This is a genomic window from Bdellovibrio bacteriovorus str. Tiberius, assembly GCF_000317895.1.
Lineage (GTDB): Bacteria > Bdellovibrionota > Bdellovibrionia > Bdellovibrionales > Bdellovibrionaceae > Bdellovibrio > Bdellovibrio bacteriovorus_F.
On the sequence record NC_019567.1, the window covers coordinates 2,022,226 to 2,036,469 of the forward strand.

14 protein-coding genes are annotated in these 14,244 nt (G+C 49.8%); 10 read left to right on the plus strand and 4 right to left on the minus strand.

What is annotated here, in order from left to right; translation table 11 throughout:
• Window positions 1-2 precede the first annotated feature (2 nt).
• The 5 genes from BDT_RS09670 to BDT_RS09690 all read left to right on the plus strand — a co-directional run bounded on the left by BDT_RS09670 (window position 3) and on the right by BDT_RS09690 (window position 8,497).
• Window positions 3-932, plus strand: coding sequence for a S66 peptidase family protein (locus BDT_RS09670; protein WP_015091054.1), 930 nt, complete (start codon window positions 3-5; stop codon window positions 930-932).
• Window positions 932-1,993 (plus strand): serine hydrolase domain-containing protein, encoded by a 1,062-nt coding sequence (locus tag BDT_RS09675; protein ID WP_015091055.1) that lies wholly within the window; start codon window positions 932-934, stop codon window positions 1,991-1,993. The genes BDT_RS09670 and BDT_RS09675 overlap by 1 nt, the downstream gene beginning before the upstream one ends.
• 1 nt (window position 1,994) lies before the next feature.
• Complete coding sequence (gene mpl / locus BDT_RS09680; RefSeq protein WP_015091056.1) at window positions 1,995-3,404, plus strand: UDP-N-acetylmuramate:L-alanyl-gamma-D-glutamyl-meso-diaminopimelate ligase; 1,410 nt, start codon at window positions 1,995-1,997, stop codon at window positions 3,402-3,404.
• Window positions 3,405-3,633: 229 nt separating this feature from the next.
• On the plus strand, window positions 3,634-6,138 hold the full coding sequence (gene mutS / locus BDT_RS09685) for a DNA mismatch repair protein MutS (protein ID WP_015091057.1): 2,505 nt from the start codon (window positions 3,634-3,636) through the stop codon (window positions 6,136-6,138).
• Window positions 6,139-6,187: 49 nt separating this feature from the next.
• On the plus strand, window positions 6,188-8,497 hold the full coding sequence (locus BDT_RS09690; protein ID WP_015091058.1) for an HD domain-containing protein: 2,310 nt from the start codon (window positions 6,188-6,190) through the stop codon (window positions 8,495-8,497).
• A gap of 55 nt (window positions 8,498-8,552) precedes the next feature.
• Here the strand turns inward: BDT_RS09690 and BDT_RS09695 are convergent, their stop codons facing one another.
• On the minus strand, window positions 8,553-8,747 hold the full coding sequence (locus BDT_RS09695) for a hypothetical protein (protein ID WP_011164408.1): 195 nt from the start codon (window positions 8,745-8,747) through the stop codon (window positions 8,553-8,555).
• A gap of 83 nt (window positions 8,748-8,830) precedes the next feature.
• Window positions 8,831-9,094, minus strand: a complete 264-nt coding sequence (locus BDT_RS09700; protein WP_015091059.1) for a hypothetical protein — start codon at window positions 9,092-9,094, stop codon at window positions 8,831-8,833.
• Window positions 9,095-9,334: 240 nt separating this feature from the next.
• Here BDT_RS09700 and BDT_RS09705 point away from each other — a divergent pair, with 240 nt between their 5' ends.
• The 5 genes from BDT_RS09705 (at window position 9,335) to BDT_RS09725 (ending at window position 12,921) form a co-directional block, all read left to right on the plus strand.
• Window positions 9,335-9,805, plus strand: a complete 471-nt coding sequence (locus tag BDT_RS09705; protein ID WP_015091060.1) for a hypothetical protein — start codon at window positions 9,335-9,337, stop codon at window positions 9,803-9,805.
• A 99-nt stretch (window positions 9,806-9,904) separates the two neighbouring features.
• Window positions 9,905-10,711 (plus strand): phosphatase domain-containing protein, encoded by an 807-nt coding sequence (locus tag BDT_RS09710; protein ID WP_015091061.1) that lies wholly within the window; start codon window positions 9,905-9,907, stop codon window positions 10,709-10,711.
• Window positions 10,712-10,718: 7 nt separating this feature from the next.
• On the plus strand, window positions 10,719-11,531 hold the full coding sequence (locus tag BDT_RS09715; protein WP_015091062.1) for a hypothetical protein: 813 nt from the start codon (window positions 10,719-10,721) through the stop codon (window positions 11,529-11,531).
• Window positions 11,532-11,545: 14 nt separating this feature from the next.
• A complete protein-coding gene (locus tag BDT_RS09720) occupies window positions 11,546-11,980 on the plus strand; it encodes a SufE family protein (RefSeq protein WP_015091063.1) in 435 nt (144 codons plus the stop codon).
• Between the two features lie 71 nt (window positions 11,981-12,051).
• Window positions 12,052-12,921, plus strand: a complete 870-nt coding sequence (locus tag BDT_RS09725) for a trypsin-like serine peptidase (protein WP_015091064.1) — start codon at window positions 12,052-12,054, stop codon at window positions 12,919-12,921.
• Window positions 12,922-12,996: 75 nt separating this feature from the next.
• Here the strand turns inward: BDT_RS09725 and BDT_RS09730 are convergent, their stop codons facing one another.
• Window positions 12,997-13,314: a hypothetical protein gene (locus BDT_RS09730; protein WP_015091065.1), complete on the minus strand. Its 318-nt coding sequence runs from the start codon at window positions 13,312-13,314 to the stop codon at window positions 12,997-12,999.
• A gap of 167 nt (window positions 13,315-13,481) precedes the next feature.
• Window positions 13,482-14,180, minus strand: a complete 699-nt coding sequence (locus BDT_RS09735) for a YebC/PmpR family DNA-binding transcriptional regulator (protein ID WP_015091066.1) — start codon at window positions 14,178-14,180, stop codon at window positions 13,482-13,484.
• Window positions 14,181-14,244: the final 64 nt, after the last annotated feature.

A 14,244-nucleotide genomic window follows, 5' to 3' on the forward strand; every position in this document is an offset into this window, starting at 1 on the left:
CAATGACCTGGAAGTTTTTGAAAGAAAATGATGTGATTGATGTGGTGGCCCCGGGCTATCCTTCCAAGCCTGAAGAGGTGGAAGGGGCGCGTGCGTTCCTGGAAAAATGGAATCTGCAGCCACGCATTCCCAAAGGCATCATCAAGCCGCACTTCCTGCACGCTCACGAAGATGAGGCGCGCTGGCAGTTCATGAAGGCTGCCATTGAATCCAGGGATTCCCGGGTGATCTGGTGCTTGCGCGGTGGCTATGGCAGCAACCGTCTGATTCCTTTCCTGGCTAAAATGAAGAAACCGAAAGAGCCGAAACTGCTGATTGGTATCAGCGACATTTCCTCTTTGCACACATTCGTGAATCAGGAATGGGGCTGGTCCAGTCTGCATGCGCCTTTGCTGGATCGTCTGGGACGAAATCTTGTTTCTGCCAAACATGAAAAAGAAATTCATGACATTCTGTTTGGAAAAACCCGCCAGGTTGAATTTAAAAAATTGAAACCTATGAATGAGGCCGCTCGTCAGGTGAAAACCCTGAAATCCAAAATCGTGGGTGGCAATCTGACGGTTTTGCAGTCCACGCTGGGAACTCCGTGGCAGGTCGATGCGGATCGCCGGTTGTTGTTTGTCGAGGACATCGGTGAGCGCGGCTATCGCATAGATCGTATGTTTGAGCAGTTCCGTCAGGCCGGCATTCTGAAGAAATGTCATGGCATTGTGCTGGGTGATTTCATTGGGGGCAATGAACCCAATGGCACCGAAGATAAAACTCAATTGGTCTTTAAACGCTGGGCTGCGGATTTGGAAATTCCGCTCTTTAAGGGTCTTGAAGCCGGACATGCTCCGGTGCAACGACCTGTGCCCTTTAATACTCCCTGTGAACTGGTGGTGGCGAACAACCGCACCGTTCTGACGATCGATACCGGAGGACGTCCATAATGAAATTTTCTGTACTGGAAAAAAATCTGATCACTCAACTTGAAGACCGCATTCGTGACACCACTCCGGGTGTGATGGTGCGTGCTTATCAGGGCGGCCGTATCATCTGTGATGTGGCGGTGGGTAACACTTATGCCTACTATGATCTAGCAAGTTTGACGAAAGTGATTTTCACGACTCAGGCCATGGTTCAGGCTTTTGAGGCGGGCAAGTGGAACTTTGAAACCAAAGTGGCGGACCTTCTGCCATGGTTTGCGCACAAAGAAACCCGCATCACTGAGCTTTTGACCCACAGTTCAGGTCTGGCTTGGTGGTTGCCGTTGTATCAGGAGATCAACACCTCTTTGCCGCGTGATAAACGCCGTGAACAGCTGCAGGGCATGCTGCAAAACCTGAAAATCGAAAAGCAGGACACTGCGGTTTATTCCGACGTGGGCTTTTTGGTTTTGGGCTTCATCATTGAAAAGCTTTACGACAAGTCTTTGGATGATGTCTGGACAGATATTAAAAACAAATTCTATCTGGGCACGACTTTGGAGTTCCATCCGGATAACAAGGCCGCTCACAAGGCTTCTTTGTATGCGCCGACCGAGGAATGCCCGGTCCGTCGCAAGCTGGTCCAGGGTGAAGTGCATGATCTGAATGCGTGGGCGCTGGGTGGGGTTTCAACTCACGCGGGTCTGTTCGGCAGTATTGATGATGCGGGCTGGTTCTCTTTGCACCTGCGTTCGCACTTGATGGGGATTGCCCGTTATTCCATCCGCCAAAAAACAGCTCAGTTGTTTGCCAAAAGAGCTTTGCCGGAAGGCAAAGGGGACTGGGCAATGGGTTACATGATGCCAACACCGGGTTCTGCAAGCTGCGGGACTTATTTCTCTTTGGATTCCATCGGGCATACGGGCTTTACGGGAACTTCCGTCTGGTATGATCCAAAGATGGACTTGAGTGTGATCATTCTGTCCAATCGGGTCCTGTACGGATCTGATAACAAAGCCTTTGGCAAATTGCGTCCGGAAATTCATAATTGGATTGTTGAAAACTACAGAAGAAGTGGACTTTAAGATGAATATCAAACCAGGCAGTCACATTCACTTGATGGGTATTTGCGGGACGGCGATGGCCTCCATGGCAGGTCTTTTAAAAGACCGTGGCTTTAAAATCACCGGCAGTGATTCCAATCCGTATCCTCCGATGTCGACGCAGCTGGAAAGTCTGGGCATCAATATCATGAAAGGCTACAAGGCCGAAAACCTGCATCCGAAGCCGGACTTCGTGATCGTTGGTAACGTGATTTCTGCCAACAATGAAGAAGCGCAAGAACTGGCAAAGCTGGGTATCCCGTACACGTCTTTGCCAAAAGCGATGGGTGAATTCATCATCGAAAATCGTGAAAGCGTTGTGATCTCCGGTACTCACGGAAAAACCACAACAACTTCCATGATGGCCTGGGTGGCGGAAAATGCAGGAGTAAAACCGGGCTTCCTGATCGGGGGGATTCCGAAGAATTTCTCTCAAAGTTTCAAAAATCCGGAAGGCAATTACTTCATCATCGAAGGTGATGAGTACGACACGGCTTTCTTCGATAAAGTTCCAAAGTTCATTCACTATCGTCCAAAACACGTGATCCTGACTTCGGTGGAGTTTGACCACGCGGACATCTATAAGGACTTGGATGACGTGAAAAAATCCTTCGCTCGTCTGATGGATCTTATTCCTGAAAATGGAACGTTGCTGGCTTGTGCGGAAGATGCCAACGTGATGGAGCTTCGCAAGCTTACCAAGTGCAAAAATTCATTCACTTACGGTTTTGGTGCAGAGGCTGACTTCCGTGCGAAGATCATGTTCCAAAACGCGAATGGTCTGGGCTTTGAAGTTCATCACCGTGGCGAGATCATGGGCCCCTATGCGATGCAGATCACCGGTGAATACAACGTCCTGAATGCCACGGCTGTGGTGGCGATGTCCAAGATGCTGGGCTTCTCTGAAAACCGCATCCAGATCGCATTGGAATCCTTCGAAGGTGTTAAGCGCCGTCAGGAAATTCTGGGTGAGCCGAACGGCATTCTGGTGATTGAAGATTTCGCCCACCACCCAACAGCGGTGCGTGAAACAGTGAAAGGCATTCAGAAAAAATACCCGGGCCGCAAAGTGTTCTCGGTGTTTGAACCAAGAAGTGCGACGTCCCGTCGTAAAGTCTTCCAGAAAGACTATGTGGAGGCTTTCAAGGGATCTCACGAAGTTCTTCTGGCAAAAGCTTTTGATCAAACCAAGATCGATGCGGAAAACAGATTCTCGACTCACGAACTGGTGGATGATTTGAAGAAAACCCAAGTGTCTGCGGCAGATTTTGATACAGCGGACGACATCGTCGCAGCCTTGAAATCCAAAGCCCACAAAGGCGACGTCATCCTGATCATGAGCAATGGCGGATTCGACGGCATCTACACCAAACTTTTGAAGGCTCTTGAGTAAGAGTCTTTAAGGCGGGTCCTTCTTGCGGGCCAGCTAACAAAAGCCCTCGGAATCAAGGGGTTTTGACTTAGAAACGGGTCTTTTTAGGCCCCTTCCTTTTGCGTCATGCCGGTAAAAACGGCAGCACGGAAATGACTAAGGCGCGCAGTGCGTCATCCTGCGCTTTTCCAGTGAAATAGCCTCAAAGCTTCGCTAATTTTTTTGGCCTATGTCGAATCTTACGCCACTCATGAAACAGTTCTGGGACATCAAATCTGTCCATCAAGATAAAATCCTTCTTTTCCGTATGGGGGACTTCTTTGAGATGTTCTTTGATGATGCTGTGAAAGCAGCTCCGGTGCTGGGAATTGCACTGACTCAAAGAAATAAAAAATCCCAGGACGAAACGCCGATGTGCGGAGTGCCTCATCACTCTATCGCAGGGCCTATCAATAAACTTCTGGCAGCAGGATTCAAGATCGCCATCTGTGATCAGTTGGAAGATCCAAAACTTGCCAAAGGCATCGTAAAGCGTGGTGTGACCCGCGTTCTGACGCCGGGGATGGTTTATGATTCCGACACTCTGGACGGCACAAAACCGCACTATCTGGTCAGTCTTGATTCCGAATCCTTAAGCTTCCTGGATACAACAACCGGCGAGGCGTTCTTCTTCCGTTCCAAAAAGACCACCGAGCTTTTGCGCTTCCTGCAGATCCTGCCGGTGGCAGAGATCGTGATCGCCAAAGAAGATGAATCCCTGCTGACGGGTGTGGACGGTGTGCTGATCAGTCACCACGAAGACATCGCAGACCTGCTTCATCCGCTTCTTAAAAACGAGGCCCCGATGTCGGCAGCTCGTTTGGTTTCTTATGTCGGCAATATGTCTGGCGAAGAGTCGCTGGCGACTATTTCTCCGTTTGTGATGCGTGATCTTGAACACCGTCTGGAAATCTCCAGCACGACTCTTCGTCACCTTGAAGTTTTCTCGACCTATAAGGGTGAAGGTCTGGGCAGTTTGTTCCATGCTATCAACCGCACACAGACCTCTGCGGGCAGCCGTTTGCTGCGTCAGTGGTTGAGCTTCCCTTTGCGTGATTTGAATGCGATCGAACAGCGTCTGTCGTCTGTTGAGTTCTGGCGCAGTCATGTTCTGGAGCTAAAGCGCGTTCGTCAGATCCTGGGGCAGATGGGCGATATCGAAAGACGTCTGGGTAAGATTTCCCAGCCTCAGTGCAATGGCCGTGATCTGCTGGCTTTGGCGGGCAGTGTGCACGCGGGTATCAGTGCTTTGGAGGTTTTGGTTCACGCGACGGGTGGCCAGGCCAACTTTGAAGGCCTGCGTGACCTGGCTTACAAAATCGAACGCACCATGGTTGAAGATCCGCCTTTGGCGACCAAGCAGGGTTATTTGATCCGTAATGGTGTGTCTCCGGAACTGGACGAGCTGATTGAGCTTTCCACCAATGCGCAGGCCATGGTGTCTCGCATGGAAGCGGAAGAAAAAGAAAAGACCGGCATTTCCAGTCTGAAGATTCGTTATAACAACGTTTTTGGTTATTACATTGAAATCACCAATTCCCATAAGGACAAAGCGCCGGCGCACTATCAGCGCAAGCAGACTTTGACCAATGCGGAACGCTATTGCACTGATGAGCTGATCGAACTTGAAAGAAAAGTTCTTAGCGCCAACACCAAGCGTGCGGACCTGGAATTTGAATTCTTTGAAGCTCTTCGTAAAGAGATCCTGGCTCAGTGTCCGGGACTTTTGGCTTTGGCGCACGAGTGTAGTGAAGTCGACGTGGTGGCAAGCCTTGCATGGCTAAGCCTTGAGGAAAAATACGTTCGTCCGAAATTCTCTGCAGATGGTTCTTTGAAAATGAAAGCCAGCCGCCACCCGGTGGTTGAACAAACCGTGAAAAAGAACTTCGTTGCCAACGACCTGGAGCTTCGCCAGCATTCCTGCCTGTTGCTGACAGGTCCCAACATGGCCGGTAAATCCACATTGATGCGTCAGGTGGCTTTGAATGCCATTCTTGCGCAGATGGGTTCTTTCGTTCCGTGTGATGAGGCTGAAATGCCGATCTTTGATGCGATCTTCACCCGTATCGGGGCAAGTGATCAGTTGTCTGAAGGTCTGTCCACGTTCATGGTCGAGATGACTGAAACATCCGCGATGCTGAAAAATGCCACCAAAGATTCTTTGGTCATCCTGGATGAAGTGGGGCGTGGGACCAGCACCTTCGATGGTATGTGTCTGGCGCAATCCATCCTTGAACATCTTTTGAGTGATGTGAAGGCTTTGACCTTCTTTGCCACTCACTATCACGAACTGACATCGTTGGATCAAAGCTTCGGTCAGATCACCAATGCCCACATGACGGTGGCAGAAAGAAACGGTGAAATCCGTTTCCTGCATACTCTTGTCAAGGGTCCGGCGCTGAAATCCTACGGGGTTCAGGTGGCCGAGCTTGCGGGCTTGCCGGCAACCGTCACCAAGCGTGCAAAAAGTCTTCTGCGTGATATCGAATCCAAACGAGTTCAGGCCAGCAGCCAATTGTCGTTGCTGGATTCTTTGACGTCGGACGAGGTTTACGTGGAACCCGTGGTGGTGAACGTGGATCCGGAAGCGGCTCGAGTGGGCGAGAAAATGAAGTCCCTGATGGAAGAGCTGCAAAAGTTCCCGCTGATGCAGACAAGTCCTTTGGATGTTATGAATCAGGTCGCTAAATGGAAAGAGATCGTCGAGCGCGTTTAAACTTGAGTCGGCTGGCAAATTCGGTGATCCTTTAAAGTCAGAGGACTTTATGGCCCACAAGACGTTTTTGACAGCCGAGCAGTTTCAACAGGCGCAGGAAATCCTGACTCCCCCTCTGATGACACCGGACGGGGATGTGCGCCAGGTGTTTTGTTTTTCCTCGGAAAGTCTGTCCCACTGGCTGGGCACTAAATTAGAAGAAATCCTGAAAGAAAATCCGCAGTGGCGCGACACCCATCCCATCATGCTGGGGTCCTGGGCCCGTGGTGAGCTAAGTCCCAAATCCGATATCGACATCCTTTTTTGTGGTGATGAAGCGCAAGTTAAAGCCTTCACCGATCATCTGCACGAGCGCGGTTTAAAGCTTCGCTATCGCATGCCTTTGAATATGGAGGACTGGACCGAAGGGGTTGAAGCCTTCGACATTCTGGCGCTGTTAAAAGCAAAGCCTTTGACTGCTGAAGGGGCGCGCAAGCTGTTTGAGCAGCAAAAGAACATCTGGACCCGCAAAAAACACTTCCGTCGCATTCTGCTGAAAGCCATCAAAGATGAACGCAAGAACCGCGAAAAGCGTTTTGATTCCATCACCAATTATCTGGAGCCCAATATCAAGTTCGGCCCCGGGGGCTTGCGTGATCTGGAGCAGGGGCTGCAGATCTATGAGCTGTTCGCGGAAAAATTCAACAATCCCGGCCACGCCCTGAATGTGCTTCAGTATTATCGCAGTTATTTCCTGAGCTTGCGGCAGAAGCTTCATCTGGACGGTCACGGGGACATTTTATCCAGCGCCGTGCAGTTTGATCTGGGAAAATGGATGGGCTTTAAGTCCCACAAGGACTTCATGCGCAACTTGCAGCGCGGTCTTTCCCGGGTCAGCTTCTATTCGGACTGGATTGTTGAAGTTGCCGAAGCCTCTGAAAAAGATCTGCGCAAAATTGAAAGTGGCACTTTTAAAAAGTTCGAGGATTTTTTAACTGCGTTACATAAGAGTCCCCGCGTGCTGGTGCAAAAGAAAGTCCGCGAGAATCTGGATTCACTCATTCCCGATAAGCTGGTGAAAACCATGGCCAAACGCCGCGGTAAAGCACTGGATGAAGTTTTGGAGGTGAAAGAATCCGACGAGTTTCTGGTCAGTGTGTTTCGTTCGCGCCTGATCGACAAACTGGTGCCGGAAGTGCGTCGCCTGGTGGGTTATGTTCAGCACGATCAATATCACAGATTCACTGCTGATTCCCATATCATGCAGGCGTGTCGTGAAGTAAAACGTATCTATAAAAAGCCCTCTGAACTGGGGCCGATGAAATTCATCAGCAAGGATCTGACCAGGGAAGACTGGAAGATTCTGACCTGGTCCTGTTTGTATCACGATCTTGCCAAGGGGCTGGAAAGCGCCGAGCATCACTCGGACCTGGGCGTGATGATTGTTGAAAGAGACTTCCGAAGCTATGGATTTTCAAAAGCGTTTACGGATGAAGTAAAGTGGATGGTGCAAAACCATCTGGAGCTTTCGCAAGCCGCCTTCCGCAAGAACCCGAAAGACCCCAAGGTCTGGCAGGAACTGCGGGAAAAAGGCATTTCCGATGCGCGCCTTTTAAGATTGGCGCTGTTCACGGCCATCGACATTCGGGCCACCAATCCCGAAGCGTGGAATGACTGGAAGGCGAAGCTTTTAAAGGACTTGGTCTTAAATCTTCAATCCAAACGTGCGCAGAACTATTTTGATTTCGAGTCGCTAAAGAAACGCAAGAAGTTGAATCTAAGTGCTGAAGTGGTGGAAGAGCTGGGCCTTCAGCTGCTTGAAAGTGTTTCTTTAACAGATCTGGTGGACGACTTGAAGAAAGCTGAAACCAGCGAGGTCTCGTTAAAACCACGCATGCTGAAAACGCGCAAGGGCGAGTTGTGGATCCGCTTCCATGACAAGAAAGACCGTCGCGGTCTTTTGAGTGACTATGTAGGCCAGTTGTATTCATTGGGTCTGGGGATTCGTCATGCCTCCATTCATACGCTGCCCAAGGTCGGTGTCTATGACTGGTTCCAGGTGACCAGTTCCCGCAATCTGACAGCATTGTCCAAAATGATCGAAAATGCGTCGGTGCAAAGCAAGCCCGTGCCGGCGGTGAAGTTTGATACGATTCAGATCGTCAGTGCGGATGACAAGGAATGGGTGGTCAGCTTTAAAGGAGCCGATCAGCCGGGGTTGCTCGCGTCTGCTGCCAAAGCCCTGAGTGATGCGGGGATGAGTATCAAGTCCGCCCGCGTGCATACGTGGGGGCGTCAGGTGGATGATATTTTTGTTGTGAAGCCGTCAGGCGATGCCCAGGAACTGGTGAAAAGTCTTTCGGAAAAGCTCGGATCTTAGTAGCCCCTAAAAACAAAAAGAGCCCTCTTGGGGCTCTTCTAATTTCAACTAGAGACTAGTTGTTTTTCTTTTTTGCCGCACCAGTGATGCCAGTGTGGTTTCTCCAGTTGTACTCTGGATCTGTTTTGGTGCGATTGTGCCAAGCTTCCCATTTTTTCTTAGGAAGTTTGTGAGAGACCTGACCCTTTTCATCAAAGATGTCTGGATCTTTACCTACCAAAAATTGACCGATGGACTTCAGAATACCCATTTATAACCTCATTGAATTGCTATCCCAATATAAGCGAGCAAGGGGGCTCGAGCAAGATAGCAGGTTCATGAGTGCGGCGCGTCTTAGGAGCGTGGGTTGGCGCAAACGTCGATGATATCCAAACCGCGGTCTTCTGAAACTCTGCCAGCACCTTTGTAGAAGCTGAAGCACTGTTGGGCTGCTTGTTCGTAAGCTTCTTCGTAGCTGCCTGCGGATTTTTTAAGTTCCAGAGTCTGGCCGGAAAGTTTGTATTTAAACGTGTATTCTTTGGAAGCGGCATCGCGGCTGCTCCATGCGAAGGAAGTGCAAGAGAAAGCCAGGATTGCGATAGTGATGAATGTTTTCATAAGTCCCCCTTGGTCAGGTTTCATGTTCTTGCTTTTACATAGAGCAAGGGGTGCGCCATAAAGACGGCGGCTATGCCCTAAAAATACCTCGTAACATATTGTAATAACGAGGTTATTTCATCTCATAGTGAGGCGTCTCAAAGGGGTATGCAGGAACTAGTCAGGTGACATGTTAGGGAATGCGGTTGATAAACTTTTGGACACTGCTAAGCTTTCATAAAAACCAACAAGGACATTTCTATGAGAGTTTTTCTTTTTGCTCTTTTGCTTCTGACGGCGACGACTTCTCAGGCCGGAACCCGAGGTCAGTTCTTGGGAATGCAGCTGATCGTGAATATCGCATCGGTCATGTACGACGGCTCCAACGACAGTTCCCCGCACGTGCTTTTTGAGGCCATGAACAGGCCGGAGCAGGATTCTATGGTGGGACGGGGAAAAGTGCTGGAAGCGCCTCAGAAAGTGCTTAATTTCATCTGCGCTCGTAAAGGTGAAAACAACTATCATTGTGCCATCTACATCCATCAGTCGCCTTTGGCGCGTATTGGTCCGGGGATGGCGCATTTCGAGGCTCGGGGGGCTGAGGCTCGCGCCCTGTTTGAGCAGTTCCACACCCAGGACAATCGCTTTTCCTTCCGCGATGGTGATGGGCTGTTCCTGATTGAGGCCACGCCAGAGCGATTTGTGATGAAATTCAACTCGAACGGCGTTTAGTTTCGCGCCATTTCCTGTAATTACTTTGCCCCCGAAAAAGGCCCTTTGAGTGAGGGCCTTTTCTGTTATAGAACCTTCGCTAGTCGGAGGTTTAACCAAATGAAAACATGGATTGCTTTTATTTTGCTGTTTGTGGGCTTGTCAGCCCAGGCGCGCACTCTTTTGGTCAGCGATGTCGATGACACGATCAAGCTGGCCCACATCAAAGATTTGTCTGAGGCCGCCCGATACGCTTTTGACTCCAGAAGCCGTTTTGCCGGGATGAGCGAATTGTATCACCTGATCGCCAAAGATCAGCCAGATCTTGAGATCGTCTATCTTTCCCGTGCTCCGGACTGGTTTATGGGGCGCACCCACAGAAAGTTCCTGGAAAACGGAAACTTCCCGGATGGCGAATATATCAACCGCACCAATTATGATTCTGACGTTCACAAAATCTACACCTTAAGAGAAGTCATGGCGAAAGTCCGTCCGGATAAAGTCATCTTTGTTGGCGACAACGGCGAGCAGGATCCAGAGATCTACAAACAGATTTCCGAAGAATTCGCCGGTCGTGGTGTTGAGTTTCATCAGTTCATCCGCGTGGTTTATCCCAAGACCAGCATTTTACTGGTCTTGCCGGAAATGATGCTGGAAGGGCAGACAGGATTTGTGACTCCGGTGGAGGTGGCACTGGATCTGGAAAAAGCCGGCATTCTGAAGTCTTCTTCCGTGCAAAACCTGATCAAGACCGTGTTGCCGAAAATTCTGGATGAGCCCAGTTACACCGCCGAAGGCGAAGTGGCCTTCCCGTATTTTGTGAACTGCCGTGATATGGTGTGGAAGTGGGATGCGGCCATCCCGCGCTTTGACGGAGTGAAAAGCGTCAAAGACCGTATCGTGAACCGTTGCAAGCTTCGCCCTTAGGATAAAGATGTTATTAAAGTACCAGCTTCCCCGCATTTATGAAAACATCCTGCCGCGTGAAATTTTGCAATTCGCACCGGAAGAAAAAAAGGCCACCTGTGATGCCTGTGCGATGTCACGTCCACAGAACAAGGCCAAGATTCATTATCGCGCGGATCTGAAGTGCTGCACCTTCCATCCTTTTTTGGCGAACTATATGGTGGGGGCCACGTTCCTGGACAGTACTGCCACGGAAGCTCATCGCATCTTCCGCGACAAAATTGAGCGTCGTGAATACGCACTTCCCATTGGTTTGGTCGCGCCGGTGAAATACCAGGTCCAGTTCAACAATCGCGAAGAAGGCGACTTCGGTCAGCGCGAGGACTGGCTGTGCCCGTACTTCAATAAAGAAAGCCAGAACTGCAATGTGTGGCGCAACCGCGGTGTGGTCTGCACGACGTTCTTCTGCAAAAGCTCTTATGGCAAGACGGGCTTAAAATTCTGGGAAAAGTTCAGTAATTATCTCTGGTATGTCGAGCTGGCCCTTTTGGAAGAGGCCTTGGCGATGCTGGATTTTTCCCCGCGCCAGGTGATGACTTTGTTGGACTATCACAATCGATTTGACGGCACAGCGGCCGAAAAAAAGTCCTGGGTGATCCCGGAAAAGCTCTCTCGCGAGCTGTGGAACGGGTATTATGATGATCAAGAGGGCTTTTTCAAAAAGAGCTTTGAGATTGTGGCCAATTTGGATAAAAGTGCCTTCCATGAATTGATCGGTGAGCAGGGGCAGTCTCTGGAAGAAGAGCTATTCACCATACTTCCCAAACTGAAAAGTGAATAAGCAGGGTGAGATATATGACTATTCAAGAAAAACAAAACAAGGTTATCCAGGACTTCTCCGCACTTGCGCAGTGGGAAGACCGCTATAAGAAAATCATCGACATGGGTAAGGCTTTGCCGGAAATGCCCGAGTCTTTGAAGACCGAGCAGAACGTGGTGAAGGGTTGCCAGTCTCAAGTCTGGTTGTCGGCTTCGTTGAATGATCAAGGGCAGGTTCACCTTCAGGGTGACAGTGATGCTTTGATTGTGAAGGGCTTGGTTGGTTTGCTGTTGAATGTTTATTCCGGATCAACTCCGGCAGAGATTTTGGCGACTCCGCCAGAGTTTTTAAAAGCTTTGGGGTTTGAAGGAAACTTGTCGCCGAGTCGTGCAAATGGTCTTCACTCGATGCTGAAGCAGATTAAGCTTTATGCGACGGCATTCGATTATTTGTTAAAAACTAAAAAGTAGTTGTCTTTCCCTGTCACATTACACAAACTTGTAATGGTGGATGTTCATGATGAGCGTCCAGAGGGGACAAAGTGAAAAGGAATTCATTCGTCGCGGCCGTCAGTGTCGCGGTTGCAGCAACGTTCTCAGTCGGTTTTGTTAATATCACTCCAAAAGTTATTTATGGCGAAGACAAACGTGTGGACGTGTACCAGGTCCAGCGCTCTGACATTCGCGAAATTGCCGATTCCACCGTGGCTTTGATTCCGTCCCGCTCTGTGGTTCGTGATGCCCAAGGCAACTTCAAAATCAACACGACAACTTATGGTCACGAATTGGATCTTTGCAAATCCGAGCCATTCTTTGATCAGCCGACAGCAGCGAACTGCTCTGGCTCTTTGGTTGGTGAGGATTTGATTGCAACGGCTGGTCACTGCATCAGCACTAAAGATTGCGGCACTTACAGTTTTGTCTTCGGCTTCCGTATGCTGGATGCGAAAACAGCTCCACAGACGATTTCTGCTGACGATGTTTACACCTGCAAAGAAATCGTGGCGCGCGAATACACATCCGCTCAGGATTACGCATTGGTTCGTTTGGACAGACCGGTTCGTGGTCATCGCGTATTGGCGATCCAATCGACTCCAGTACAGCCAGGTGATGATATCTACGTTGTCGGTCATCCATCGGGTTTGCCAACCAAGATCGCTGATGGTGCGAAAGTGCGTTCTCAAAAGAACGGCTACTTCGTGACTAATTTGGATACATATGGCGGCAACTCGGGTTCTGCAGTATTTAATGCCCGCACGAATGAAATCGTGGGTATCCTTGTTCGTGGTGCTCAGGATTTTGCCTATGACCGTGCAAATCAGTGTACGATCAGCAACCGTTGCACTGATGAAGGCTGTCGTGGCGAAGATGTGACGAACATTTCTTTCATCTCTCAGGCTTTGAAACAGTAAAAGATTTTAAAATTTAAAAACGAAAAACCCACAGCTTCCTCCGAGTTGTGGGTTTTTTGTTTTTTCAGGACCGCGCTACTGATATCTCAGAGGGCGGCCTGGTTCAGCCGGATCCGCGGGTCTGATAGGCTGAGCTTTAATAGCTCCTTCAGCAGGGCAGTCGCGGGTCGTGCTTTCGAGTCGGGCCATATCACCCAGTTTATCCCGATGAGCTTCCCCCGCACACGGCAGGAGAGGGGATTCTTTCTGAGTACTGGCCGGTTTACGTTTCAGTTCTTCACTTGTCTCTGTGGCACTGGACGCGTTTTTATCAGAAGTCATGCGTTCCGGAGCCCCTTTGACAAATTGAGGAACGATCATCAGAAGAGCCGTTAGCCACAGGGCAAATTTCATAACGACCTCCTTTGCACCTTTATTATAGCGCACTGGGAACGATGCCGCTTTTCAAGTGGAAGAGGGTTGCTGCGAGGTTTGAAACTGCCAAAAGACAGGCTTTGTTTGCGCCGTTGGTCGGGTAAAAAAAAGGGGAGGTCTTTAAACCTCCCCTTTGGGAATGCCTGTTAAATTGTTGCGTGAACGCGGTGAGTGTCGTCCATATCGTCAAGATAGTTCAGGAACTCTGCGACGTCTTTTCTTTGTTCGTCAGAAAGTTCCGTGATGTTCTTGGCTTTGTAAGACAGCTCCCCTTTGGTGATTTTCCAACCACGGGAAGTCAGTGCTTCACGAACCGCATCCAGATCGTCAGCGGCAGTGAAGAACTCATAAGTGCCTTCGTCAGCAGAAACTTCATTGGCGCCAGCTTCGATGGCTTCTTCATCCGGATCAAACGATCCGTCCTTAGTGCCTTCAATCAGGCCCACGCGATCAAACATCCATGCAACAGAGCCGGTTTCACCCATGCTCCCTTCGTGGGATTTGAAGGCGTGACGCATGTCCGGAGCCGTTCTGTGTTTGTTGTCCGTTTGGCACTCTACGATGACACCAACTCCATGAGGGCCATAGCCTTCATAGGTCAGCTCTTCGATCACCTTGCCGTCATCCAGAAGACCCGCACCTTTTTTGATGGCGCGTTCGATAGTGTCATTCGGGCAGGAAACTTTTTTAGCTGCATCCACAGCCAGACGAAGACGGGCATTGGCATTGGGATCAGGGCCACCAGCTTTTGCAGCAACGGCAATCTCGCGCGCAAGTTTGGTGAATATTTGGCCTTTTTGTTGAGCTTTCTCAACTTTACCGGCGGTTTTCCATGATTTACCCATATATCTCCTTCTTAGGCTTGGGACTTATTGCACCAAATCAGGAAATATTTGGCAAGAAAGGGAG